Consider the following 23743-nt stretch of genomic DNA (forward strand, 5'->3'; position numbering starts at 1 on the left):
GTGCCTGGCATGCCGCTGGCAATGGAGGCCGGATCGCTCCGGCCCCCGGCATCAGGTCAGCCATCCGGCATTGTGACGTAACCCTGCAGCGCATAATTGGTCAGGACGATCTGGGCCGAGAGGCTCATCTCGGTGAATTCGTTGAGATCGCTCTCGGCAATGTCGCTGCCCGCCATTGTCTGTCCGCAGGCGTAAAACTTCACCCCGAAATCGTGCAACGCCTTCATCAGCTCGAGATTGGGATTCTGGGCACCGTCATGAGCAGCCGCATAGGCCTCGTTGGTCAGCGCGGCATCGATTGCCGGACCGTAGAGCACGATCGCGATGTCGATATCGTCCTGCGGGACACCGCCGGCTGTCAGGAGGTTCACGACGCGGGCGGCCGACCACAGGGTCCGGTTCACGCCTTCGCGCTGGGCATCCGAATCGATCGCCCACACCAGCTTGTATTCCATACCCGGAATGGGCCGTTCGGCGGCGTTGGGATAGTTCTTGATCTTCCCGTAGCCCTGGATCGTCGGCGTGGTCCATTCGGGCGACTGTGCTGCGGCGGGACCGGCTATCGCAAGCGACACGCCCGCCATGCTCACCATGATTGATTTCATCATATCGTTGTCTTTCCTTGTGAAATGTTGGGTTTGTTGATCGGTCTAACGAAATTCGTAATCCGCGCCTGGAATGGTGGAGAAGCTGTATTCGCCGAGCTCATTCGAAACGGCCCTGCCGTCGAGTTTCGGTGAAATCGTGCCTTGTTCGTCGAGATAGCCGGCGATGGCTTCGTGCACGGTGAAAGGCTGTTCCTCGACGTCCGTAACATTGGGTAGCCGGTTGAAATTGCTTTCGGGCGCGCCCGTACGGATGACCGAGGTGACGGTGTAGGTTGCATCGGCCTGGTAGGGCTATCCGTCGACAAGCAGTTCGGTAATGCGCTGCCCCTTCGGGAGCGATGGCTCGAAGCGCATTCTGATACCGGAGAAGCGAACGAGATAGCCTCCGAAGCGCTCGGCCGGCTTGGGCGAGAAGGCGTTGTTGACCTCGTTTTCCAGCCACTGATGCAACACCTCACCCTTTACCTTTCCTGTCTTGAGCTTGGTATTGAGCGGCATCCAGTTCCACAGGTTCGCCATGGTGATCGGCGCCGGTCGATCGTTTTGCGGTACGACGGGATTGCCGTAACGGAAGCCATTGGAAAGCGCGATCTGCGTGCCTGTTTTCCAGCGAAACGCGTCGGTTATCATGTGGTCCATCGGCGTCTCGACGGTGAGATAACGATAGATGGGGGGCGAGGTGTACCCCATCACCCGCTCTAGTTCCTCGCGGTGCGGTGCCTTTGCCTGCTCGATGAGAGCGGCCATTTGGGGATCGGCTGGATACTTATCCGGGTCGACGTCGAGCAGTTCATAGCTGTCGCCGACAACCTCGCCATCCCTGATCGTCAGCGTGAGCTTGCCGACGAAAGTGCCAAAGGCACCCGGTTCGGTCACTTTCGCATGGCGCCGTTGCAAAGGCTGCCTGATGCGTTCGTGCGTGTCGCTGCCGAGCACGTAATCGACGTGCTCGCTGACCGGACTGTCGGCAATGGCAATCTGCTTGAAGACCCCAAGATGGGTGATGAGAAACATCACATCGATATCATTGGCTACCACGAACTCATCGATCTTGTTCTTGAGGCGACCGTCGACCTCGCTGAACACCAGGCCATCGCTCATCGCAGGGTTCTGCCGCCGCGGGACATCAGGATCATCGAGACCCAGGAAACCGAGCTTCACACCCTCGATCTCGCGGATCATGGTCTGCTCGTAGATCGGCTCGAAGGTGTCGGCATGATAGATGTTCTCGACGATCGGTGTCGTCCCGAGGTTGTTCTCGAGCCTGATCATCTGGTCCTTGCCATAGACCACCGCCCAGTTGCCCGGCACGATCACGTCATATTTGAGATGGCGCAGCGGGCCGATCAGGGCCTCGCCTTTGGACATGGCCGAATAGCCGTCGCCCTGGTAAAGATCGCCCGCGTCGATCAGAAGCGTTCGTCCCGGGTTGGCCGCGCGTTCCTGTTCGACCAGCGTCTTGATATGGGCAAGACCGCCACGCTCGCGGAAGACGATTTCGCCGTCTTCGAGAAACAGATCCTGGTGGGGGTCCATCTGTCCATGCAGATCGGCAAGCTGGAGGATCGTAACCTCCACAGTATCCTCTGATTGGGCGCCAGTCGGTTCCGCATCCGATGCGGAAGCGGCGTTGGCCACGCCGCCTAGAGCCAAGGCGGCGGCGGACATGAATACGGTGGAACGCTTGAAGTTCAGTACCACGCAATCTCTCCCCTCACGATTTTGAGAGCGAATTGCAGGGCAAGCTTAAGGCAAACTTAGGTCGGCTTTTCGCTGATGAGCGCGCACGGGAAACACGGTGGGACCCGATGACGATGCAAGACAGGAAAGCGGCGGGCACTTGCGTCCGGAAGACGACATCGGGGAGCCGCCATCCAGTTGCTTTCCTCGAACCGCTCCAGGCTCTTCATCGGCGCGACAGGTCGATGTTTCCCGTCCCTGGACCGCTCGGAGAGGCCCTGGGCCGGGCGGGGGCTGGCGCAACCTGCGGCCCGTCGGCCCGTGTGGCCCGCGCCAGCCTAGGGCCGCAGGTTTCCCGCTCTCGCGGTGCGCCCGCCCCCTTGTCCCGGCCCTGATCGGGCTCCGGCGGACCGGTGACGAGATGAGCAAATCGAGTCCTTGCTCCGCCGCTCAAGAACAGGAGACCAGATCATGTATGACAGCTTCATCGAACAACTGGCAGGGCTCGATCTGTCAGGTTTCAGTATCAAACCGGCGCCGTTCGATCAGACCGACTTTCCGTGCGACGATGCCATCGATCAAACGCTCACAGGCGTCTGGTCTGACCTCTTTGCGATGTTCGCCGATACGGCACTCGAGGCCGATGCGGAGGACATCGCCTGGGGCCTCGTCAATCTCTTCCACCGCGCAGCTACGCGCAAATCATCCCAGCTCGACCGCGCGAGCAACGAAATACGAGCCTTGCTTGCGTGCGCCGACGGCTCCGAAGTACATTCGAGCAACCTTGAGGAACAGATCGGACGCGCGCAGGCGGCCGAGGCCAGCATGGTTGCGTTTGAACAGATGCGAGAAATGGCGGCCACCTTGTACCGGGAAGAAATGGGCTCGTCCTGGCGGCCCATGTCCGGTTCCCGTTCGCGCCATTCCGGGACCTTCACATCGGCCGTCATCGACGCCCGGGACTTCCTGCGGGCACGCGCCGAACGGCGACGCAATGCCCACTCACCCGAAGGGACACCGGTCGTCTTTGCAGGGGGCCGTTCGTCCTTCCCATGCACCGATGGAGCCAAGATGTTCGCAAATGCGGTCTGGGCGACCCTCGACAAGGTGCGTGACCGGGTTCCCGACATGTTTCTGGTCCATGGCGGTGACAGCAAGGGTGCCGACCGGCTCGCAGCGAGCTGGGCCGAACGCCATAATGTGCAGCAGCTCGTTTTCTCGCTCGACAGGCGGCTTGGCGCACGTGCAGGGTTCAAGCGCAACGAGCAGATGCTCGACCTGAAGCCCCGCTATGTCGTCGCCTTTGCGGGGAATGGCGTACTCGAGCGACTGGTCATCGAGGCAAAACTTCGGCGCGTAACCATCGTCGATCGGCGCATTCTCCCCTCAGCCACACGCTGAGGGGCCACCCCTGCGGCTGGACGGTTGTCATGGAACCACGAAGCCATCCCCTTTCATGTGCCCGGTATCCGCGAATCCTACCGGAGAGCGGCCTATCGCTTCCAGCCTTGTGATTCAAAGATCGCCCTCGCTTCGCTTGACGTCAGGAATCGGGCGAACGCGCGCGTATCCGCATCTCCCTTGCCCTTATAGGTAAATGCAATATCCATCGGCCGCCAGATGGTCAGATCGGATTCAACCGGGACCTGGTCCGCGATCTCCGGATTGGCGATTTGCCAATGATTCCAGATTAGCCAAGCATCGATGGTCGGATCGCTCTTCCAGCGCTCGAGCGCCGCACCGCTGTTGTCGGCGAAAGCCACTATATTGGCACGGAAACCGGCGAGCAATTCGCGCTCGCCGCTACGCGCCGCGACATCTTCCCACATTCCGATCTGGCCAGCTCCGGCAACAACCATCACGCGCCTGCCGCCCGAGGCAAGACCGCGAATGCCGGTGATGGCCTTGGGATTGCCCGGCCTGACCAGGATAGTCGAAGGCCTGATGTAGAGCGGCTCGACCGTCGATGTGTCGATCTGTCCTTCGAACACGGTCGACAACTCGGTCATCATGTTCTCGCTGCCCGAGAAAATGAGGTCTGCATTGAGCCGCGCCGCATCCTTCCATTTCGGCAGGGGGCCGGACATGATCGTGACGCGGGTACCGGTGCGCTGCTCGAAGAGTTCCGCCGCGGCTTTCATGGCCGGGGCAGGTCCACCGGGGCCATAAACATGTATCGAATCCGCGGTCGGCTCGGCAGCTAGCGTCGTACATGCACCCGTGAAGGTGATCATGCCAACCGCACCGCAAAGTGCGAGGAGGGTACGCCGGGTCAATATCTCGATATTCTTCTCGCTCATCGATCCTGTACCCCGTGCTTGCATCGTCGATCGGAATGCGCAGGTGGACGCCCGCGCGTCTTGATCCTCTAACGGTAGAATTCCCCCCAGTTCCCGAACAAAAAAGAGCTCCCTGCCAAGAGACTGTCTTGGCAGGGAGCCCGACCGAACGCCCCGTTCGGGGGGAGAGGATGGGTGGAGCGATCGAGATTGCGAGTTCTGGAAATAGTCGACCTTTCAAAAAAACAAATCAGCGACCCACCTTGCTGGCGGTCGAAGCCGGAACCACACAATTTAAGCAGGCTCTCCTGCCAATCTTAAGACAAGCTTAGGTGGCTGGAAAAGTATACGCCCACCACCAATGACTCCGTTTGGACTGTGTACGAGGTACTTTCGTCACGAGGGAGATTGGGAGCGGTAACACAGCGGCGGAGGCGCGCGCCTTTCTCTTAAGACTGCCTTAAGGTTCGCGGAACATGCGCGCCAGTTCACCGGAGGAGTACACTCCGGATTGCGTGTGCGGGAGAGAGGCGAGAATGATCGAGATTGGCGCTGGATGGCGAGGGCCCTCGAAATCCAGATCGGTTCGGCGGGTGTGTCCAGCAACAGCGCGAGGCTGGGGGACGCCCTCTTTTCCCGGATTATGGATTGAATTGTGCCGCATCCAACTAGCGCTCGCCCGATCGCAAGTTTTTCCCGGGCAAATAATTCGATATTTTTGGCAGCGAGGCTCGCATGCCGCTGACTGTCGGGCTTCTATTGGCGCTCAGCTTTGCCGTGTCACTGCTTGCGCTCGCGGGACTTATCTGGGCGATCAGCAATCATCAGCTGAAGGTCGAGCAGGAAGACGCGTACACGATCTTCGCTGAAGGCGAGGCCGGGACGCCTGACGTCGACACGCCGAAGCATGCCCCCGAAATCGACCGTAACCAGTACGATGTGCGCAGGGCCGGTCTCGACGTTGTTTCCCGCCCCGCCGTCCTGCTGCTCGTCGGGAGCGGGGTCTTCTGGCTGGTGATCGGATCGGCCTTCGGGCTGCTGGCCTCTCTCAAGCTTCATCTGCCGGATCTTTTGACGGAGCAGGCGTTTTTCACCTTCGGCCGGGCACGCACCGTACATCTCAATCTTGTCGCTTATGGCTGGCTTTCGATGACCGGCATCGCTGTTGCGATGTGGGTGGCACCGAGGATTTTCCACACTCCACTGCGCTTCGCGCGCCTTCCCGTTGTCGGCGCGATACTCTGGAATATCGGTGTGGCTTCAGGCGCTGTTGCGATCGCCAATGGCTGGACCGACGGTGAGGAGTGGCTGGAGATACCCTGGCAGATCGACATCCTGCTCGCCGTAGCGGGGGCCTTCTTCGTCGTCCCGCTCCTGGCGACGGCGGCCCGGCGCGACGTCGATCATATCTATGTCACGGGCTGGTATTACCTCGCGCGCTCTGCTGGTTTCCGATCCTGTTCGCCATCGCCAATATACCCTACATCCATTCCGGCGCGCAGGAGGCAACCGTAAACTGGTGGTTCGCCCATAATGTCCTGGGCCTGTGGCTGACGCCCCTGGGGGTCGGGGCTGCCTATTACTTCATCCCCAAGATCATCGGCAAACCGATCTATTCCTATAGTCTGTCCCTGCTGGGGTTTTGGGGGCTCGCTCTGTTCTACAGCCAGGTGGGCATGCATCATCTTATCGGCGGACCGGTTCCGACGTGGGTCGTCACGCTGTCGATCGTGCATTCGGTCATGATGTTCATCCCGGTGATTGCCGTGGCCATCAACCAGCACGTCCTGGTCGCCCGCAATCTGTGGGCGGTAAAGGAATCGCTGCCCTTGCGGTTCATCGCCTTCGGCGCGCTGATGTATACGCTCGCCTCGTTCCAGGGCTCGATCGAAGCCTTGCGCAGCGTGAACTCGGTTACGCATTTTACGCATTATACCGTGGGTCATGCGCACTTGGGAGCCTATGGTTTCGTGTCGCTGATCATGTTCGGCGCTATCTACTACATGTTGCCGCGCACCACCGGGCGCGCCTGGCCATGGCCGCGCGCCATCGCCTGGCATTTCTGGCTCGTCGTGGTCGGCTTCACGATCTATTTTGTTTCGCTCACGGCGGGCGGATTGCTGCAGGGCTTCGCCATGCTCGATGCCACCCGTCCGTTCGCCGACAGCGTACGCGTCACGCTTGTCTATCTCGAATGGCGCTCGGTCGGCGGGGCGCTGATGACCGCCGGTCACCTTCTTCTCGGTATTCATGTCCTCGCCCTGCTGGCCCGCGGACCCGCTTGGGTTCCGCAAACCGGGTACCATCCTGAACCGGCAGTGGAATCATGAACCGCATTGTTCCCCTGGCCACGCTTGCTCTCGGTATCCTGGCCTTCGCGACCGTGCTTCTGGTCATTGCGCCAGCCGCGCAGATCAGGCCGCTCGAAGGAACGCCGGGCCTGCAACCCTATACGCAGCAGGAGCTGCGTGGTCGCGAGGTCTATGTCGAGCAGGGGTGCGTATATTGCCACAGCCAGCAGCCGCGTGGCCCCGAGCAGGCACCCGATGCCCAGCGCGGCTGGGGGCGGGCCGCGGTCGCCTCTGATTATGTCTACGATCGTCCCCACCAGCTTGGCACCATGCGCACCGGACCCGACCTGCTGAACGTCGGCGCTCGCCTTCCGAGCAGGGACTGGCACCTCACGCATCTCTATCAACCGCGCGCCATCTTCGACTGGAGCATCATGCCCGCCTATCCCTACCTGTTCGAGGTGAAACCGGAGGCGGAACCGGGTGATGTCGTCGTCGCACTCCCGAAGGATCATGCGCCCGAACAGGGTGTCGTTGTAGCCACGCAGGATGCCGAGGATCTCGTCGCCTACTTGCTGGCGCTCGACCGCACGATGCCCCCACCCGAGGATTCGGTTCGCGACTACGGGTATGAAAGCCGGAAGCCTCGCGAGTGACGCGCCCCGAGGAACCTTCGCGTCCGGGCGAGAACTTCGAACCCTACGAGGAGATGCGCCAGATACCGATCGGCGTCATCATGTTCGCGGTCGCGCTGGCACTCTGGGGCGGAGTTCTGCTTTATCAGAGTTCCTATGCGGTCGCTGTCGGGCGGGCTGACGAAACGGTGCTCTCGCCGCAAAGCGAACAGGGTCTCGGCCTGACCGGTGCCAAGCTGTTCGAAGCCAATTGCACGACGTGCCACCAGCCTGGCGGCGAGGGCGTCGAGTTTGCCATTCCGCCGCTGGACAAATCGCCTTTCCTCGCCGGGGGACCGGAAATCGCCGCCAGCATACTTCTGCGCGGCATCGACGGACCAATCAGAGTGGGCGATGAAACCTTCGACGGTCATATGCCGAGCTTTGCCTCGGCGCTCGACGACGCGGAAATTGCCCGGCTCGCAACCTATCTGCAGGTGCGCTTCACGGGCCGGAAACAGGCCATCTCCGGTGACGGGGTGGCGGCCCTCAGGCGCGAGTTTGCCGATGCCGGTCCGTTTGCAGGAGGCCAGGCGATCGCCGCGAGGTTCGATTCCTCGCTTTCTCCCCAGCCGGAAGTGACGCCCCTGACAGGCGGTAAGGGCATATCGTCCGGCATTCTCGAACTGGTCAATCAAGGCCGCGGCGAGGTCTGGTCCTGCTCGTCGTGCCATGGGGACCGGGGCCAGGGTGCCGATACCGTTCCGCGCATAGCCGGACTTCCCGCAGCCTATATCGCCAAGCAGCTGCTCGATTACACCGAGGGGCGCCGCCGCAACGAGAATATGGAGCTTGTCGCTCGCTCGCTTTCTGAGAAGGACCGGGAGGGACTCGGTCGATACTACGCTTCGATGCGCGCGGCGTCGACCGCTCGACCTTCTCTTGGCGGTAACCTCGAACGGGGACGCGAGCTCGTCCTCTCAGGTGACTGGTCGATTGGAGTTCCCTCCTGTACATCGTGCCACGGCCCATCGGCTTTCGGTGTCGCTCCGGGCTTTCCCGGTCTGGCGGCGCAGCATCCGTCTTACACCGCTTCGCAGCTTGCGGCATGGGTATCGGGTGAGCGCGACAATTCTCGCCAGAAGATGATGAATGTCATCGCCAACGCTTTGAACGATCGCGATCGCGCGGCGGTAGCCGACTATCTCGCAACGCTGCCCCCCGTGCCCGCTCCTGCTGCCACAGCCGACGAGGTGAAGAGATGAACCAGGATGAACGCCGGATCGTCGAGGGCGGCGATAGTCCGCAGCAGCGCAAGGCTGGCGACGGAGCCAAGCGCGCCATTCTGGCCCTTGCGGGAGGTGCCGGCCTGTTTGTTCTTGGCTCGATTGCCTTCGACCTCGGCATCCTCGGCGACGATGGCAGTCGGCCTACGACCAGTTCGAAGCGCGAGAGCGACATGGCTGCCGCCTATTTCAGCCCTCCTGCCGAAACGTCCATCCCCGACGGGCCCGATGGCGATGCAATCCGCCGGGGTATGGCGCTGTTCGTGAACACCAAGACCAATGCCGCCGACTTCGTGGGTAATGAACTGTCCTGCGCCAGCTGTCATCTCGACAAGGGCCGTGAACCCAATTCGGCGCCGATGTGGGCCGCCTACGTCATATATCCGAAATACCGCTCGAAGAACAAACAGATCAACACGATGGAGGACCGGCTGCGGGGTTGCTTTACCTACTCCATGAATGGTCAGGATTCGCCCTCGGGCGGCCCTCCACCCGCCGGCCATCCGATTTACAAGGATCTCCAGATGTATTTTCACTGGCTCGCGAGCGGGGCGCCGGTGGGTGAAAGCCTCCCCGGCCAAGGCTATCCGGAACTCGAAAAAACCGCGCTTGGCTATGATCCGCAGCGCGGCGCACAGGTTTACGAGCAGAATTGTGCGGCCTGCCATGGCGGTGACGGGCAAGGGCAACGTGATCTGAACGGCAAGCTGGTGTTCCCCCCTCTCTGGGGGCCGAACAGTTACAACTGGGGCGCGGGCATGGCGCGGGTCAATACCGCTGCATCCTTTATCAAGGCCAATATGCCGATGGGGCAGGGCGGCACGCTGACGGACCAGCAAGCCTGGGATGCCGCAGCCTTCATCGATAGCCAGGAGCGACCCAGAGATCCGCGACAGACGGGCAGCGTGGCGGACAATGCCGCGGCGAACCACGGTCAGGACACCTACTATGGAAAGATCGTCGAAGGCAGATTGCTGGGGACCGGCACGGGACGCTGAAACCGGGAAAGGTTCGCGGCAGCTGCTGGCCGTCGACGGACTGTTTTGCGGAGGATGCGCGCGCGGCCTCGAACAGCGCCTGCGCAAGCTCGAAGGTGTTCTCGACGCCGGGGTTCACTACCTGACGGCTTCGGCCTTTGTTCACTGGAATCCTCGCCTCTGCTCGCTTCGCGAGATCGAGGCCTGCATCGCTTCGGCCGGCTACCGCATGGTCGAGCGCTTTCATTTGCCGGTGGTGCTGGCCCGGCTCAGTGCAGCCACCGAGGTTCTGACCTACAGACTGGCCATCGGCGTGTTTTTTGCGATGTGGTCGATGGGGGCTGCATTCGTGCTATACTTCGGCAGCGGCGTCCCGCGCTCGGCCGCCTGGTGGCTCGCTCTGGCGTCCGGTGCCTGTCTGGTTCCGGTTATTGTCGCCGGTCGCGCGATCCTCGCGATGGGCTGGCGCTCGCTCGGCTTGCGCAGCTACACTATCGATACCTTGATCTCCGGAGGGGTCCTTGGCGCGATCCTGATTTCCGGCCTGCAGCTCATGCGCGGCAACTCCAGTGTATATTTCGACGCAGCGGCGATGCTTATCGTGCTGCGCCTGACCGGACAGTGGATCGAGACCCGCGTGCGGGCAGGCTCGATAGCGGCCCTTATCGAACTGGAATCTGCGGCACCGGAAACGGCCTGGCCCGCATCCGGCGGTCCCGCGGTCTCGATTTCAGAGCTGGGCCTGGGAGACAGGGTGCGGGTGCCTGCAGGCGCGCAGGTAACTATCGATGGACGAATTGTTGCGGGACGCAGCCACCTTAATACCGCGTTCCTGACCGGGGAATCCACACCCCTGCCCGTCGGGGAAGGCGATTTGGTCGAGGCCGGTTGCCTCAATCTAGATCGTCAGCTCGTTCTTGAAGTCGCACGCCCCTTCGATGATCGGTTGATCGACCGCATGGGCGGGCGGGTTGCTCTCGAGTTGGCCGCAAAGGGAGTGCATACCTCGATTGACGACAGCCTGCTGGCCGTGCTCGCGCGCGCAACGCCCGTACTGGCGGTGCTTGCCCTGGGACTCGGCCTGCTTCAAGGCGTCGGCATCGAGGGCGCACTGGCGCGGGCGCTGACCACGCTCATCGTGATCTGCCCCTGCGCGCTGGCAATCGCGCGTCCGCTTGCGTCGCTGGCCGTGGTAAGCGCGGGGCGCAAATGCGGTCTGCGTATTGCCAATCCTTCCTCTCTCGACGCTCTGGCCCGGCCAGGAACGGTCGTCTTCGACAAGACCGGGACGCTGACGTCCGGAACGCTTCAGGTGACGCGGGTCGTCAGTCTCTCGCATTTGTCGACACGAGAGTTGCTCTCGCTTGCAGCGCGCGCCGAAACCGGCATCGATCACCCGATCGCGCGCGCCATTGTCGCCGCAGCAGGTGCAAACGGTCCAGGGGGCTTGCGGCTTGCGCGCAAGGCCATCGGTACAGACGCGGACGGGAAATCCGTCGAGGTGGCCGGCATCGCTCCGGACGGTGACTGCCCGACGCGCGCAGCAACGCTTGAGGTCAGGCTCGAGGGCGTTGCCGTCGGCCAGATATACCTCGACGATCAGGTCGATCCTGACGTCGCGCCGCTGATCGGTCATCTGCGTCGCCAGGGTGCCCGTTTGCAAATGGCGACTGGAGACGCCCTGCCATCGGCGCTCACCATTGGACGGGCGGTAGAATTGAAACCGGAGGAGGTTGCGGCAAGCCTCTCCCCGCTGGAGAAGGCGGATCTGATGCGCGCGCTTGTCCATCCGGTTGTCTTCGTGGGCGATGGGGTCAACAATGCACCCGCCATGGCGGCATCGGACTGCTCGATTTCGGTACGGCGCGCTCATGCTGCCGCGACCGCCAGTGCCTCGGTGGCAATCCTTGACGGCGGGCTAGGACGAGTGCGTGAGGCAATGGCCATAGCAAGCGAGTATCGGTCGACGGGCCGGGGCAATGTCGCATTGGCGCTGGGCTACAACGCGATTGTGATCCCGCTTGCCGTTATGGGCACGATGAGCCCCCTGCTGGCGGCGCTCACAATGACTGCAAGTTCCTTGCTCGCGATCGCCAATTCCCTGCGCGTTGGAAAAGCGCGGCCTCTTGGAGCACCGATACGTCACGAACATCTCACATCTGACGCTTGATTCAAGCAATGGCCCGGCGCGTCGGTACGGCACGCCGAGCCTCGCATTGTCTGCCTTACTCGTAGACCTTGACCAGGCGGGTCGATCCGCTCGCCGGACGGGAAATTACGCGCTTGCGCTTCATGACGTCTTCGACAAGCTGTGTGACGCTGCGCTCGTGGACCTCTTTGCCGCGAATGCCGGAGAAATCGTAGCGGTGAAGTCCGTTCGCCATCCCGGAATTGGTCGCGACCTTGTACCAGCGCTCACGGTCGATAGGTGTGTTGCCGACCGTCACCTCGCTTACGCGCTCGCCCAGAGGCCGGTTAAGATCCACTGTCCAGCCGATGTTGGCCGCTTGCACCAGCCCGCCGACCACCTTCATGGGATCTCCCGGATTCTGGTTTGTCGCGCTTTGTTCCAGGACAGCAAGAAGATCGCTGCCTTTCATTTCGAAAGTCACCAGTTTCGCAGGGTGGGGCAGGAGCGTGTAAAGACGGTCGCGCGTCACGTTGCCGGGGTAGATCGAAATGCCGTATCCAACGCCCGGCATCAGGGCCACATCGGCACCGGTTTCCTCGATCATGTATTCGCCGACCATCTTGTCGAATGGACTTTCCGAGCGGTAATCGCGGGGAATGCGGTCGACCGAATAGGCCAGCACTTCATTCATGGCCTCGGCAAAGGGCTCGTCGATCCGGGATATGAGTTCGGCAATACCTGCATCCGGCTTTATCTGGTAGTTCCACATTTGGTGTGCTGCGCCGGTAACCTTTCGCAGCTTCTTGTCCGCGCCGACTTCCAGGCGCAGTTCGCCGAGGACTGCCGCGTCGGCCATGGCCTGGACAATCCATGTTCCGTCAACGAGTTCGGGCTGGCGAATAATATCGTGCGAGTGCCCGCCGACGATGATGTCCACGCCATCGAGTTCGCGCGCAAGCTTGCGGTCGGTGGCCGTGCCCTGGTGTGACAGCAGCATCACGATATCCGCCGATCGCTGCATTTCAGGCAGATAGCGGCGTGTTGCCTCGATGCCGCTCGAATAGGTCAGTCCGGCAATGCTCTGCGCGCTCGCCGTCTTGTCGGTCGAATGATAGGTGAGGGCCAGGATCGCTATCCTGACCCCGTCGACAGTGAAAACTTTCCAGGGTTGGCCGAAGACAGGTTCGCCGTTTTCGGTAACGTTGGCGCCCCTGATCGGGAAGTCCGCAAGGTCCTGCAGTTCCCTTGTGCGCTCGACTCCGTAGTCGAAATCGTGGTTGCCCAGCGCCATCATGTCGTAACCCAGCGCGTTCATCAGCGATATGATCGCCTCTCCGCGTGTCTGATTGCCGACATAATCGTCGCTGAATGTATCGCCGGCATCGAGAAGGAGAACCTTGTTCTCACCCTCGCGCTTGCGAATCTCACCCACTTTCCCCGCCAGATACTGGAATCCGCCAACCATACCTGCCTGGTCGAACTGCGCGGGACTGCGCCCGGGATCGCCTGTTTGCGAGGTAGCGTCCCCCGGGGCGGCCTCGAACGGAACATGGCGACCGTGGATGTCGTTCGTGTGCAGGATGGTGATCGTCGTCGGCGATGAGTGACGCGACGTCCTGTCGTCCTCCGCGATCGCGGGAGTGGCCGCAGCCATGGCTATTACGCACGTGCGCAGAATGTTCATTGGCAAATACCTTCTCAGATTTCGTGCGCGCGTGCAGACAAAACCTGCCTTAAGGCATCCTTACGGAGGGTGCGGCGAGACGGCAATTCGAGGCCCTCTCGCGCATCCTGGATGGACCCTCAAGCGAACTCGCTGGCGTCGGTCGCGACCTCTTCCGGCAGCACTTGCGTTTCTGCCGGCAGGACGCACACCCGGTATCCGCCGGCGATGCGCTCGAAATGCAGACGCATGGCGGGCGCGAGCGCCGAACTGACGATGGAAAGACCTAGTCCGCTTCCCGGAGCCTTCGAGCCCGGGTCCCTCGTGAAAGGCTCGAGCATCGCCCGGCTCGCGCTGTCCGATAGGCCGGGCCCTGCGTCTCGCACGCAAAACCCCGTACCATCCGAATCCACCCGCACCTCGCTGTTCGCTGGACCGTGCAAAAGGGCGTTCTCGATCAGATTGCGCAGGGCAATGACCAGTGAATTACGCGGCAAGGGTGCCACAAAATCCCTGGCCGCTTGGCTTATCTGGACGCTGGCGTTACGCTCGGCAACCAGATGCTCTAGCTCCTCGATGACCTCATCGAAGGCGTCACCGAGCGCTGCGGAGGCTTCGGTGGCCGGCACCCTGGCAGAGCGCTCCTTCGCAAGATCCAGCAGCTGACGAACCAGGCGTGTGGTGCGGTCAACGGATTGCCTGATGCGCTCCAGCGATTTGCGGCGCGCATTCTCGTCCTCGGTACACAGGGCAATTTCCGCATGCGTCTTGAGACCGGCCAGCGGGGTCTGCATTTCATGCGCGGCACTGGCCAGAAATCGCCTTTCACCATCCCGCAGGAGCGCTATCCTCGCGAACAGCTCATCGATTTCCCGGGTCAGCGGGGATAGTTCATCCGGTACGCGGTCGACCACGAGCGGAGACTGGTCGTCGGGGCGACGATCACCGATTTCCGCGGCTATGCGCCGGATCGGCGAAAGGCCCTGTCCGATCCCGATCCAGAGCAGCAACGCGAGCGCGAGCAGGCCGATCGTGGCCGGAACGATCAATCCGCGCATGAGATCGGCGATAAGCCGGCTGCGCATCGCAATCGTATCTCCGACCATCACCCGCAAGCCGCTGTCCTGTGAGACATGCGTATAGACCCGCCAGGCATTGCCAGCGATCATCCGCTCGCTGAATCCCGCCTCGCCGTCCGACATCGCAGCCCCGGGCGCACCCTGCGAGGCGCCAAGCAACTGCCCGCCAACGGACCAGATCTGGCACGAGAGCTGCTGATCATAGGACGGCAGCGCGACGGAGGCGGCACCGCTTTGCGCCGCATCCGATTTCTGCTGCGTATCGTAGCCGAGCGAAGCCACCATCATGGCAGCCTCCTGCAATCTTCGGTCGAGCACCCGTTCGACATCGGCGCGCGCGCTCAGCACGGTCCAGGCAGCAGCCAGGGCCCACACGATAGCGGTGGCCGCTGCCACCAGAAGGAAGAGGCGTATCCTTAGCGATGTCATTGTTCGCGTACCCTGTAGCCGACACCGCGCACGGTCTCGATGAAATTCGTCCCAAGCTTGCCGCGAAGCTTGTGGATGTGCACCTCGACGGCGTTCGAGCCGACTTCCTCCTGCCAACCGTAAATTGCCTCTTCGATCTGGGAACGCGAGATCACGTGACCGGGGTGGCGCACGAGCACTTCGAGCACTGCGAATTCGCGGCGTGACAGCTCGATCTCTTGGCCCTTCAGCGTCACCTGGCGTGTTGCCAGGGTGATCGCGAGCGGTCCTATCGTGACGCTTGGCTCGGTGCGACCGTTGGCCCGGCGAACCAGAGCCCGCAGCCGTGCGGCGAGTTCGCCCAGATCGAACGGCTTACCCAGATAATCGTCCGCGCCGCGGTCGAGGCCTTCGATGCGGTCCTCTGCCATCGTTCGGGCCGTCAGGACAAGTATCGGGGTGGTGTTGCCGGAACGCCTCAAGTCGTGAACGAGATCGAGCCCCGACCCGTCCGGAAGACCGATATCGACAACCAGGGCGTCATACGAATAGCTCGCAGCAGCCTCCCGCGCATCCATGCAGGTCTCGACAAGATCTACCGTATGCCCTTCGAGCGAGAGGCCGGCGTCGAGCCCCTCGCGTAGCACTTCGTCATCTTCTACTACCAGAATTCGCATTCGAACCTCCGATAGCGGCGAATGACGCCTGCGGCTTATAGCAGTCTTAACCGCCGTAAGTCTCGCTTAAGCTGCGGTCCCGAGATGGCCCGCGATGAGCAGCAGCGTTTCCCTTGGACCTCTCGCATTCGCAGCCGATCGCCTGCTGGCAGTCGGCCTGCTGATAGCATTCCTGTTCTTGGTCGATCGGATCCTGGTTGCCGAAAACGGCAGGGCCGCGCCCGCGACAGGCATGGCCGTCCTCGTCGGCCTCGTGGCGGCAAGGGTCGCTTATGTCGTGCTTCATTGGGAGGCCTACGCGGTGGATCCGTGGACTGTACTCGCTGTCTGGCAAGGCGGGTTCACAGCCTGGGCCGGACTGCTCGCGACCGCTGCAATTCTGGCCTGGCGAATGCGCCCGGTGCGCGCGATGCGCAGGGCTCTCGGCGTGCTGGCGGTCCTCGCCGCAATCTGGTTCGCCGCCTCGGCCATGCTTCAACCCGAAGCCCGGCCCCTTCCCGATTTGCCGGTCCTGGTCGGAATGGATGGCACCGAGATCACGCCTGAAAATCTCGCGGGCAAGCCGTTCGCGATCAATCTGTGGGCGACCTGGTGTCCGCCTTGCCGACGGGAGCTTCCCATGCTCGCCGAGGAAGCGGCGAACTCGGACATCCCTATACTGCTCGCCAACCAAGGTGAGGACCGGCAGGCCGTTGCCGACTACCTGCTCGCGAGCGGGATATCGCCGCGCTCGGTGGTGCTCGACAAGCAGATGGGTCTCATGGACGTGGCCGGCAACGGTGTCCTTCCGACCACGATCTTCGTCGATGCCGAGGGCGAGATCGTCGCCACCCATGTCGGTGAAATTTCACGGGCAGCCCTGTCCGATAAGCTTCAACAACTTCAAGGAGACTGACCATGCCTAGATGGCCCTTGGTCGCTGCATTGCTGCTCGCAACGGCGGGAGGCACCGCGCTGGTGACCACCCAGTTGGTGCAGGGAGACCCCGCATCGCAAGGCGATGCGGGTTCGGATGAGGACACCGCGGCGAGCGCCGAAGCCATGGCGGCGCGCGCCGAGATCGCCGATGACCCGATCGCCCCCAAACTCGCGCCGGAAGGCTATGATGTCACTATCATCAGCTATTCCGATTACCAGTGTCCCTTCTGTCGCAAGATTCACCCAGAACTCGAACGCCTGGCGCAGGAAGATGGAAAGGTCCGGATCGTCTATCGCGACTGGCCGATCTTCGGCCCTGCATCGGAAGAGGCCGCGCGGATGGCGATCGCGTCGCAATGGCAGAACAAGCACCGGCAGTTCAACGACGCGCTCATGCGGACCGACGGCAAGCTGAGTTCGGAAAAGATCAGGGCCGCCGCCGCCGCCGCCGGCATCGATTTTGCCCGTTTAGAACGCGATATGGAAACCCGTGAGGACGACATCGATGGCGTCCTGCGGAGGACGGCCATGCAGGCTGCCCAGATGGGCCTGCAGGGTACCCCTGCCATGCTGGTCGGGCCATATATGATCCCCGGCGCGGTCGATTATGCCGGCCTTACGCGCGCGGTTGCAGAGGCGAGGCGATTCAACGCCGAGCATGCGGCAGGCAAGGAGGCATAATCCATGATTGTCTTGCGCCGCCTGCTTACGCTTCTGGTGACGCTGGCCTTCGGGGTCGGCGTCATCGCCCTTGCTCCTGCATCCGCACAGGAACGCCATATCGAGGCATCGCTCGCCTTCGAAACACGGACGCCCAAGCCCGGGGAATCGGTGACGCTTGCGATCAGGATGAAGCCTGAATCGGGCTGGCATGGATATTGGACCAATCCCGGTGCGGCGGGCCTGCCGGTCGAAGCGGACTGGGATGTGCCGGCCGGCGTCTCCGTTTCGTCCTTGCGCCATCCGGCACCCCATCTGCTCGATGTGCAGGGTATCGCAAGCTATGTTCACGACGGACCGTTCACGCTTCTCGCCACGATGAAAGTGCCGCAATCTCTCGCGCCAGGAACAGCCTTGCCCGTCGAAGTCGCGCTCAGCTGGCTGGTCTGTTCCGATACGCTGTGCGTACCCGAACGCGCGACGCTTTCGGCAAATCTGGAGGTCGGATCGGGAGCCCCCGATGCTGCCGGAGCACGGATCGTCGCCGCAGCGCAAAGGGCCATGCCCAAACCGCTCAGCGGCGCGACGCTGACCCGCGACGGAAAAGATTGGGTGTTCTCGTCCGCTGGGGTAGCAAGAGGCAATTACCGCCTCTTCCCCGAGCAGGAAGACTGGTTCGATGCCGCGGCAAAGCAGACCGTCAGCCGCAATGGCGATGGCGTCAGCCTGCGCATTCCCGCCGCAGGAACGGCCCCCGGTACGGCTTTTCGCGGCGTTCTCTCAAACGGGACGAAATCCTATCTCGTAAGCGCGCGCCCGGTCGCGAGCTCGTCGGCCAACGCGCAACCATCAGCGCAATCGGGCGAAATCTCCGACGACGAGATGCTGTCACAAGCGGACCGGGAGCCATCGCCGACGATGGTCGAGCCGGCTCCAGCCACGGTAAGCGTCGCCGCGCCCTCTTTGGCAACGCAGGCCGTCTCAGGCGATGTCCTGCGCATTGCCCTCGTCGGCGCGCTCCTTGGCGGATTGCTCCTCAATCTGATGCCCTGCGTCTTTCCGATCCTCAGCCTGAAGGCGCTGTCGCTCGCCAAGAGCGGGGGCGATCCGCGCGCGGCGCGGGTGGAGGGGGTGGGCTATGCGGCCGGCGTGATTGCCACCTCGCTTCTGCTCGGAGCATTGCTTATCGGCTTGCGTGCCATCGGCATGGAAATAGGCTGGTCCTTCCAGTTGCAGTCCCCTGGCGTCATTCTGGTGCTGCTTGTCCTGACCGGCGCTATCGCCTTGAACCTAGCCGGCCTGTTCGAATTGCCGATGCCCGCATTCGCTGCGCGCGGCAGCCAGACCGGCGGCTTCCTCGGCGCATTTTCGACCGGAGCTTTGGCCGCCTTCATCGCCATGCCATGCAGCGGGCCTTTCATGGCCGGCGCGCTCGGGGCGGCCCTCGTGCTTCCTGCGCCGCTCGCCCTTGCGGTATTCGCAATGCTGGGCCTGGGAATGGCGCTGCCGTTCCTTGCCGTCGCCTTCATTCCTGCGGTCCAGCGGCGCCTGCCCAAGCCCGGCGCGTGGATGGATACGCTGCGAAAAATGCTGTCACTGCCGATGTTCGCGACGGCGCTGGCCCTCGCCTGGCTTCTCGGTCGCCAGACCGGCGTTAACGGAATGGCTTTGGGCCTGCTGGTTCTCTCGCTCTTTGCCGTGTCCCTGTGGTGGTACGGCCTGCGCCAACGGCGCGGCTCCGCAGGATGGCTGACGCTCGCGCCAGCGGCGCTGGCGCTGGCAGCCGTCCTCACGGTCGGTATTCCCGAAGCGCCGAGCGCGGCGACGGCCTCGGGCGAGGTCGCGGAAGGGGACCTCCACGAAACGTTCAGCACCGCCCGGCTGGCGGAACTGCGGGCGGCAGGCACTCCTGTCTTCGTCGATTTCACCGCCGACTGGTGCCTGGTCTGCAAGGTCAATGAACGCGTTGCCATCGATACCGAGGCGACGCAGGAGGCCTTTGCCGAAGCCGGAGTGGTGACACTCACGGGCGACTGGACGCGTCAGGACCCCGAGATCACGGCCTATCTTGCCGATCACGGGCGCAACTCGATACCCTTCTACCAGTTTTATGCGCCCGGCGAGGCTGCCGAGGTGCTACCGCAGGTCCTTACTCCGCAGGTTCTCATCGGCAAGGCAGAGGAAGTGGGTGAGGCTGCTTCGTGACCCTCCTCGCCCGGGATGGCTGCAGCGGAACGTAAGCCTCGATCACGATCGCGATAGAGCAAGAGATGCCCACCCCTGCCGATGCGCTGGCGGTGCACCGCAGCGCAACCCACTTGGCAATACGAAAAACTGAGAGGTCGAGACCATGACCCGCCTGACGATACTGCAGCTTAACGACCTTCATGGATACGCCGAACCGCATAACGAGATCCGGTATGGCGCCGATGGAACTCCCATGTTCGAGACGCTAGGCGGTCTAGCCCGCATCAAGACGATCTTCGAGCGTGCCCGCGCCGACAATCCGGGCGGCGTGCTGGCGCTGGACAATGGCGACACCTTCCATGGGACGCATTTCGCGGTTGCGGACGAGGCGAAAGCTCTTGCTCCGCTTGTGGCCGAGCTGGGCTTCGATGCCATGACGCTCCATTGGGAATTCGCCTTTGGTCCGGACCGGGTGCAGGCGCTCGCCAGCGAGCTGCCTTATCCGGTGCTGGCCGCGAATATCTATCGCGAGGAAAGCGGCGAGCTGTTCCTGCCCGCCGCCACGATTGTTGAGCGCGCCGGGCTGCGGATCGGTCTGATCGGCCTTGCCTGTCCGATCGTCGACAAGACCATGCCGCCTCATTTCAGCGAAGGTCTGCGCTTCGAGATCGGCACCAGGGAACTTCATGCTCACGTCGCGCAAATGCGCCCGCATGTCGATCTGCTGGTCGTACTCTCCCATGTCGGCTTCCCGCAGGACGTGCAGTTTGCCAAGGATGTGCCCGGCATAGATGTGATCGTCAGCGGCCATACCCATAACCGCATGGAGCATGCTATCGAGGTCGACGGCTGCCTCATCTTCCAGTCCGGCTGCCACGGGTCCTTCGTCGGACGGCTCGACCTCGATTTGCGGGACGGCGAACTCATCGGCTGGACGCACGCGCTCATCGCAGTCGATGAAAGCGTTTCTCCCGATCCGGCACTCGAAGCCGCTGTAAGCGAAGCACTCGCCGGAGAACGCGATGTCATGGCCGAGGTCGTGGGCAGGACCGATGTAGCCCTGCATCGCTATGCCATGCTGTCGAGCCCGATGGACGATCTTCTGCTCGAGGCGATTGCCGAAGTCGCCGGTACGCAGATCGCCTTCTCCAACGGTTGGCGTTACGGCGCGCCGATACCGGCGGGACCGATTACGCTGGGCGATTTGTGGAACATGGTTCCAACCAATCCTCCCGTCACCCTTGCCGAGGTGACCGGCGCTGAAATCCGGCAGATGATCGAGGAAAACCTCGAACGAACCTTTGCGGCTAATCCCTATGACCAGATGGGCGGTTACATCAAGCGCATGCGCGGAGTGGGTCTCGCCTTCAAGGCCGAAAATCCCGAGGGTCAGCGGATCGAGCGCCTGTTTCTGGAAGGCCGTCCGGTGGATGATAGCGCCGTTTATGCTGTGGGCTTCATTACCGAGCAGGGCGTGCCCGCGCAGTTCGGCAAGAACCGGCGACAGCTTCCCATCGATGCGATCACAGCCCTGCGCAAACGGCTCGCGCGTCCCTTCACTCACGCTTCCGTCGGAAGTTCCATCGACCTTGTCTGACGGCGTTCCGCCGACGGCTAGCCAGGATCGGGCCAAAGGACCCGACAAGGAACACGAGCACGTAGCCCGCGCCGATTTTTGAGAACACGGTCGCCTGCGCAGCGGCGGGAAGACGACCGACAAGAACGCCGCGGACACCGCTCTCGAGATGCCCGGCGATCGAACCATCGGACCGGATTATCGCGGATATGCCCGTCTGCGTCGCGCGGAGCACCGGCAAACCGTTCTCAAGCGCTCTGATGCGCGCCTGCGCCAGATGTTGCGGAGCGCCGGCAGGACCGAACCACGCGTCGTTCGTGGGATTGACGATGTAAGCGGGGCGCGCAGTGAACCCGGAGCCGAAGCCGGGGAAAGTGGCCTCGAAACATATCGCCACGCCTGCCTCGCCGTCGGCCAAAGGAATGGCCGGGATCGCTGCCCCCGGCGCAAGGGCGTCGCGGCCAGGGGCATACCGGGCGAGGCGCAATGCCTCGAGCAAGGACTCGAACGGCACATATTCCCCGAACGGGACGAGGATGCGCTTGTCGTAACGGTTGCGAACCCGCCCGCTGGCATCGATCAGGTAGACACTATTGGCATAGTGTCCGTCGGCGTCGCGCCCCAGAGCTCCGGCGAAGAGCATGTCGCCGGTCCGAAGCGTTTTCCCGATTTCATCGAGCACCGCCTTCCGGTCCTCGAGAACATAGGGGATCGCGGCTTCAGGCCAGAAGATGCGCATGTCCGGCGCAGTCGAAGAAATGCCGGCTGTCAAACCGAGATAGATATCCACCTGCTCGTCGAGCCGGTTTTCGTCCCATTTGACCCTTTGCGGTATGTTGCCCTGGATCAGCGCGACCTGCTGCGCGGTATCAGGAGGAGCAACCGACGAACGCCCGAGGAGGATTGCGAGGGCCCCGATAAATCCGAGGCTTGCCCCGACACGTCGCGGATGCCCGGCGATCTGCAGAACGAGTCCGGCAGCAAGCACCGTCCCAAATGAGAGTCCGGTTATGCCGATAACCGAAGCAGACCGCACGATCGCCGGAACGTCGAGCCAGATCGCGCCAAGCGGGTTCCACGCGAAACCGATGATAGTGGTAGACCTCGCCCATTCGCCGAGCGCTAGAAGCGAACTTGTCGCCAAGAGCTGCGTGCCGTGATTTCTGTTGGCGTATCTCCGGGCAAGGGCGAAGGGGACGGACCAGAAGAGCGACAGGATCGCGGACAAGGCGACGAGTGCCAGCCAGCCAGCCGTAACGGCTGGCGGGTCCATCATCACAAACGCTCTCGGAAGCCAGCGTAGCGCGACAATCCACATGGCTCCCGCGTAGGCTGTCACAATCCAGAATATGGGTGCAGCCCGATCGTGGCGGATCAGGTAGAAAAGGCCGCTAAGCGAGGCTAGCGAAAGGACAGTCGCATTGGCAGGCGCAAAGCCTTGCGCCGCGATGGTTCCGAGGATGGCGGCGATCAACAGGCGCGAAGTCCGGCGAAACATGGCAGGTGCCAAAACGCATGTGTCTTAAGCGCGGCTTAGCGTGAACGGCTTGCCGGAGGCGGCCTTCAAAAGGGGTGGTGACGACTATCCCCATATGGGCAGCAACGCCCGGCTCATCGATGGCAATAGAGCGCGCATCGTTTTCCTGGTCGCTGTCGTCTTGACCAGCCAGGGATCGTAGCGGGCTGCGCGCACTTTCGCAGGAGTGGGCTCGCTGATTGAAAGAGCAAGTTCCGACTGGGCTTAAGGCTGCCGTAAGACCCAGCCTCGATCGTCAATCCATTCGATCAGTAGGAGTGGCGCATGTTGCACAGGCGATCGGTACTTATGGCCGCGGCGGCATCAATCGCCAGCGGCTGTGTGCCACGAGCATCCCTTTCTGCCGCGCTGGAAAGGAGCGATACATCGCTGAGGCTAGTCTCCGCGGCTAACCCCCATGTCTTTCCGCTCATGCTGGCACTCGCTCTCGAACCGGACCTCCCCTTGTCGTTTAGTCCGATCAAGGAATCGGCCGAGATCGATTCAATGTTTCGAACCGGCGAGGCGGATGCCTTTCTGGGCATGACCTATATCGGGGCGAAGAAGCAGCTCGCAGCACCTGATCTCGGTCTGAGGCTCGTCTCGATCAACATCTGGCGCGGCTTCTTCGAGGTGGTGCCGCGGGACATCCGCAGCTTTGCCGAGTTGCGCGGCCACAAGGTTATCGTCAGCGGGCCGATGGGCTCCGGCCGAAACGGTGGCGGCGATATTATTTTCCAGGCTGCGGTACGGCGCGCGAACCTCGATCCCGGTCGCGATCTGGAGGTCGCATACATGCCGGCCAAGGCAGGTATCGCGCAAGTCGCTGCCGGACAGGCCGCCGGCATTACTATCCCGAGCCCTGGCAGCACCGGCATGGTCATGCGCTCGCGAATGGGGAGCGAAGGGGGCAGCAATATTGCGCTTTCGGCTATCGATATGCAGGCCATGTTCACTGGCTTTCGCAGTTTCGACGAAGGCCAGCTGCCGATCGGCGGATTGCATACCTCCGAGCAGGTCCTGCAAACGCCGCCGCGCCGAAGTGCCTTGCTTCGCGTGTTCGATGCCTACGAACGCGCATGCGAGGCTCTCATGCGCGAGCCGGAACGTCTCGCGCCCATGGCCATCGATTAATATGGCAAGCACTTGGCCCCTATCGGAGCCACGGCTCCCCCGGCAATGCTGCTCGCGCG

At 62.4% G+C, this 23743-nt stretch carries 20 protein-coding genes; 12 read left to right on the forward strand and 8 right to left on the reverse strand.

The features are described from left to right. Positions 1-56 precede the first annotated feature (56 nt). From F7D01_RS07765 to F7D01_RS07770, 3 genes are all read right to left on the reverse strand, one after another. The gene (locus F7D01_RS07765) at positions 57-608 is read right to left on the reverse strand and encodes a DsrE family protein (RefSeq protein WP_119511773.1); all 552 of its coding nucleotides are present in this window, start codon (positions 606-608) and stop codon (positions 57-59) included. Positions 609-650: 42 nt separating this feature from the next. Further along, positions 651-785: a hypothetical protein gene (locus tag F7D01_RS15385; RefSeq protein WP_255548752.1), complete on the reverse strand. Its 135-nt coding sequence runs from the start codon at positions 783-785 to the stop codon at positions 651-653. A 114-nt stretch (positions 786-899) separates the two neighbouring features. Then, on the reverse strand, positions 900-2309 hold the full coding sequence (locus F7D01_RS07770) for a bifunctional UDP-sugar hydrolase/5'-nucleotidase (RefSeq protein ID WP_215227115.1): 1410 nt from the start codon (positions 2307-2309) through the stop codon (positions 900-902). A 450-nt stretch (positions 2310-2759) separates the two neighbouring features. Here F7D01_RS07770 and F7D01_RS07775 point away from each other — a divergent pair, with 450 nt between their 5' ends. After that, a complete protein-coding gene (locus F7D01_RS07775) occupies positions 2760-3689 on the forward strand; it encodes a DUF2493 domain-containing protein (protein WP_196847452.1) in 930 nt (309 codons plus the stop codon). A gap of 92 nt (positions 3690-3781) precedes the next feature. On the opposite strand, the gene F7D01_RS07780 is transcribed toward F7D01_RS07775, so the two are convergent. Further along, entirely contained in the window at positions 3782-4588 is an 807-nt protein-coding gene (locus tag F7D01_RS07780; protein ID WP_196847453.1) for a substrate-binding domain-containing protein, read from the reverse strand. A gap of 714 nt (positions 4589-5302) precedes the next feature. Between F7D01_RS07780 and F7D01_RS15235 the strand changes: the two genes are divergently transcribed. From F7D01_RS15235 to F7D01_RS07805, 6 genes are read left to right on the forward strand one after another with little or no spacing between them, the layout of a single operon-like run. After that, positions 5303-6082: a cbb3-type cytochrome c oxidase subunit I gene (locus tag F7D01_RS15235; protein WP_251566633.1), complete on the forward strand. Its 780-nt coding sequence runs from the start codon at positions 5303-5305 to the stop codon at positions 6080-6082. Between the two features lie 29 nt (positions 6083-6111). Continuing rightward, on the forward strand, positions 6112-6897 hold the full coding sequence (locus F7D01_RS15240) for a cbb3-type cytochrome c oxidase subunit I (protein ID WP_371819718.1): 786 nt from the start codon (positions 6112-6114) through the stop codon (positions 6895-6897). After that, on the forward strand, positions 6894-7514 hold the full coding sequence (locus tag F7D01_RS07790; RefSeq protein ID WP_215227116.1) for a cbb3-type cytochrome c oxidase subunit II: 621 nt from the start codon (positions 6894-6896) through the stop codon (positions 7512-7514). The genes F7D01_RS15240 and F7D01_RS07790 overlap by 4 nt, the downstream gene beginning before the upstream one ends. Next, on the forward strand, positions 7511-8737 hold the full coding sequence (locus tag F7D01_RS07795; protein WP_196847455.1) for a c-type cytochrome: 1227 nt from the start codon (positions 7511-7513) through the stop codon (positions 8735-8737). The genes F7D01_RS07790 and F7D01_RS07795 overlap by 4 nt, the downstream gene beginning before the upstream one ends. Beyond that, positions 8734-9756: a c-type cytochrome gene (locus F7D01_RS07800; protein ID WP_196847456.1), complete on the forward strand. Its 1023-nt coding sequence runs from the start codon at positions 8734-8736 to the stop codon at positions 9754-9756. The genes F7D01_RS07795 and F7D01_RS07800 overlap by 4 nt, the downstream gene beginning before the upstream one ends. Beyond that, the gene (locus F7D01_RS07805; protein ID WP_215227117.1) at positions 9707-11905 is read left to right on the forward strand and encodes a cation-translocating P-type ATPase; all 2199 of its coding nucleotides are present in this window, start codon (positions 9707-9709) and stop codon (positions 11903-11905) included. The genes F7D01_RS07800 and F7D01_RS07805 overlap by 50 nt, the downstream gene beginning before the upstream one ends. A 55-nt stretch (positions 11906-11960) precedes the next feature. Here F7D01_RS07805 and F7D01_RS07810 read toward each other — a convergent pair whose 3' ends face one another. From F7D01_RS07810 to F7D01_RS07820, 3 genes are all read right to left on the reverse strand, one after another. Further along, positions 11961-13550, reverse strand: coding sequence for a bifunctional UDP-sugar hydrolase/5'-nucleotidase (locus tag F7D01_RS07810; RefSeq protein WP_371819566.1), 1590 nt, complete (start codon positions 13548-13550; stop codon positions 11961-11963). Between the two features lie 119 nt (positions 13551-13669). Continuing rightward, positions 13670-15004, reverse strand: a complete 1335-nt coding sequence (locus F7D01_RS07815) for a sensor histidine kinase (protein WP_215227119.1) — start codon at positions 15002-15004, stop codon at positions 13670-13672. Positions 15005-15033: 29 nt separating this feature from the next. Next, entirely contained in the window at positions 15034-15693 is a 660-nt protein-coding gene (locus F7D01_RS07820) for a response regulator transcription factor (protein WP_196847460.1), read from the reverse strand. 94 nt (positions 15694-15787) lie between these two features. On the opposite strand from F7D01_RS07820, the gene F7D01_RS07825 reads away from it, so the two are divergent. From F7D01_RS07825 to F7D01_RS07840, 4 genes are all read left to right on the forward strand, one after another. After that, the gene (locus F7D01_RS07825) at positions 15788-16588 is read left to right on the forward strand and encodes a TlpA disulfide reductase family protein (RefSeq protein ID WP_196847461.1); all 801 of its coding nucleotides are present in this window, start codon (positions 15788-15790) and stop codon (positions 16586-16588) included. 2 nt (positions 16589-16590) lie between these two features. After that, positions 16591-17292 carry a DsbA family protein gene (locus tag F7D01_RS07830; RefSeq protein ID WP_215227121.1) on the forward strand — a complete coding sequence of 234 codons (702 nt, stop codon included), beginning with the start codon at positions 16591-16593 and terminating at the stop codon, positions 17290-17292. 3 nt (positions 17293-17295) lie between these two features. Continuing rightward, positions 17296-19476: a protein-disulfide reductase DsbD gene (locus F7D01_RS07835; RefSeq protein ID WP_215227122.1), complete on the forward strand. Its 2181-nt coding sequence runs from the start codon at positions 17296-17298 to the stop codon at positions 19474-19476. A gap of 145 nt (positions 19477-19621) precedes the next feature. Then, complete coding sequence (locus tag F7D01_RS07840) at positions 19622-21055, forward strand: bifunctional UDP-sugar hydrolase/5'-nucleotidase (protein ID WP_215227123.1); 1434 nt, start codon at positions 19622-19624, stop codon at positions 21053-21055. Here the strand turns inward: F7D01_RS07840 and lnt are convergent. Further along, positions 21015-22532 carry an apolipoprotein N-acyltransferase gene (lnt, locus tag F7D01_RS07845; RefSeq protein ID WP_225082058.1) on the reverse strand — a complete coding sequence of 506 codons (1518 nt, stop codon included), beginning with the start codon at positions 22530-22532 and terminating at the stop codon, positions 21015-21017. The two genes, F7D01_RS07840 and lnt, sit on opposite strands and share 41 nt — an antisense overlap. Positions 22533-22859: 327 nt before the next feature. Here lnt and F7D01_RS07850 point away from each other — a divergent pair, with 327 nt between their 5' ends. After that, positions 22860-23684: a hypothetical protein gene (locus tag F7D01_RS07850; protein WP_151884805.1), complete on the forward strand. Its 825-nt coding sequence runs from the start codon at positions 22860-22862 to the stop codon at positions 23682-23684. Positions 23685-23743 lie beyond the last annotated feature (59 nt).

Origin of the sequence: Erythrobacter sp. 3-20A1M, from assembly GCF_018636735.1 — a bacterium.
Lineage (GTDB): Bacteria > Pseudomonadota > Alphaproteobacteria > Sphingomonadales > Sphingomonadaceae > Alteriqipengyuania.

What these genes read in the sequence shown, in the direction of transcription:
- F7D01_RS07765 (WP_119511773.1), bottom strand. Translation starts at nt 608, where the DNA reads ATGATGAAATCAATCATGGTGAGCATGGCGGGCGTGTCGCTTGCGATA.
- F7D01_RS07775 (WP_196847452.1), top strand. Translation starts at nt 2,760, where the DNA reads ATGTATGACAGCTTCATCGAACAACTGGCAGGGCTCGATCTGTCAGGT.
- F7D01_RS07780 (WP_196847453.1), bottom strand. Translation starts at nt 4,588, where the DNA reads ATGAGCGAGAAGAATATCGAGATATTGACCCGGCGTACCCTCCTCGCA.
- F7D01_RS15235 (WP_251566633.1), top strand. Translation starts at nt 5,303, where the DNA reads ATGCCGCTGACTGTCGGGCTTCTATTGGCGCTCAGCTTTGCCGTGTCA.
- F7D01_RS07790 (WP_215227116.1), top strand. Translation starts at nt 6,894, where the DNA reads ATGAACCGCATTGTTCCCCTGGCCACGCTTGCTCTCGGTATCCTGGCC.
- F7D01_RS07800 (WP_196847456.1), top strand. Translation starts at nt 8,734, where the DNA reads ATGAACCAGGATGAACGCCGGATCGTCGAGGGCGGCGATAGTCCGCAG.
- F7D01_RS07805 (WP_215227117.1), top strand. Translation starts at nt 9,707, where the DNA reads ATGGAAAGATCGTCGAAGGCAGATTGCTGGGGACCGGCACGGGACGCT.
- F7D01_RS07810 (WP_371819566.1), bottom strand. Translation starts at nt 13,550, where the DNA reads ATGAACATTCTGCGCACGTGCGTAATAGCCATGGCTGCGGCCACTCCC.
- F7D01_RS07820 (WP_196847460.1), bottom strand. Translation starts at nt 15,693, where the DNA reads ATGCGAATTCTGGTAGTAGAAGATGACGAAGTGCTACGCGAGGGGCTC.
- F7D01_RS07825 (WP_196847461.1), top strand. Translation starts at nt 15,788, where the DNA reads ATGAGCAGCAGCGTTTCCCTTGGACCTCTCGCATTCGCAGCCGATCGC.
- F7D01_RS07830 (WP_215227121.1), top strand. Translation starts at nt 16,591, where the DNA reads ATGCCTAGATGGCCCTTGGTCGCTGCATTGCTGCTCGCAACGGCGGGA.
- F7D01_RS07835 (WP_215227122.1), top strand. Translation starts at nt 17,296, where the DNA reads ATGATTGTCTTGCGCCGCCTGCTTACGCTTCTGGTGACGCTGGCCTTC.
- F7D01_RS07840 (WP_215227123.1), top strand. Translation starts at nt 19,622, where the DNA reads ATGACCCGCCTGACGATACTGCAGCTTAACGACCTTCATGGATACGCC.
- lnt (WP_225082058.1), bottom strand. Translation starts at nt 22,532, where the DNA reads ATGTTTCGCCGGACTTCGCGCCTGTTGATCGCCGCCATCCTCGGAACC.
- F7D01_RS07850 (WP_151884805.1), top strand. Translation starts at nt 22,860, where the DNA reads ATGGCCGCGGCGGCATCAATCGCCAGCGGCTGTGTGCCACGAGCATCC.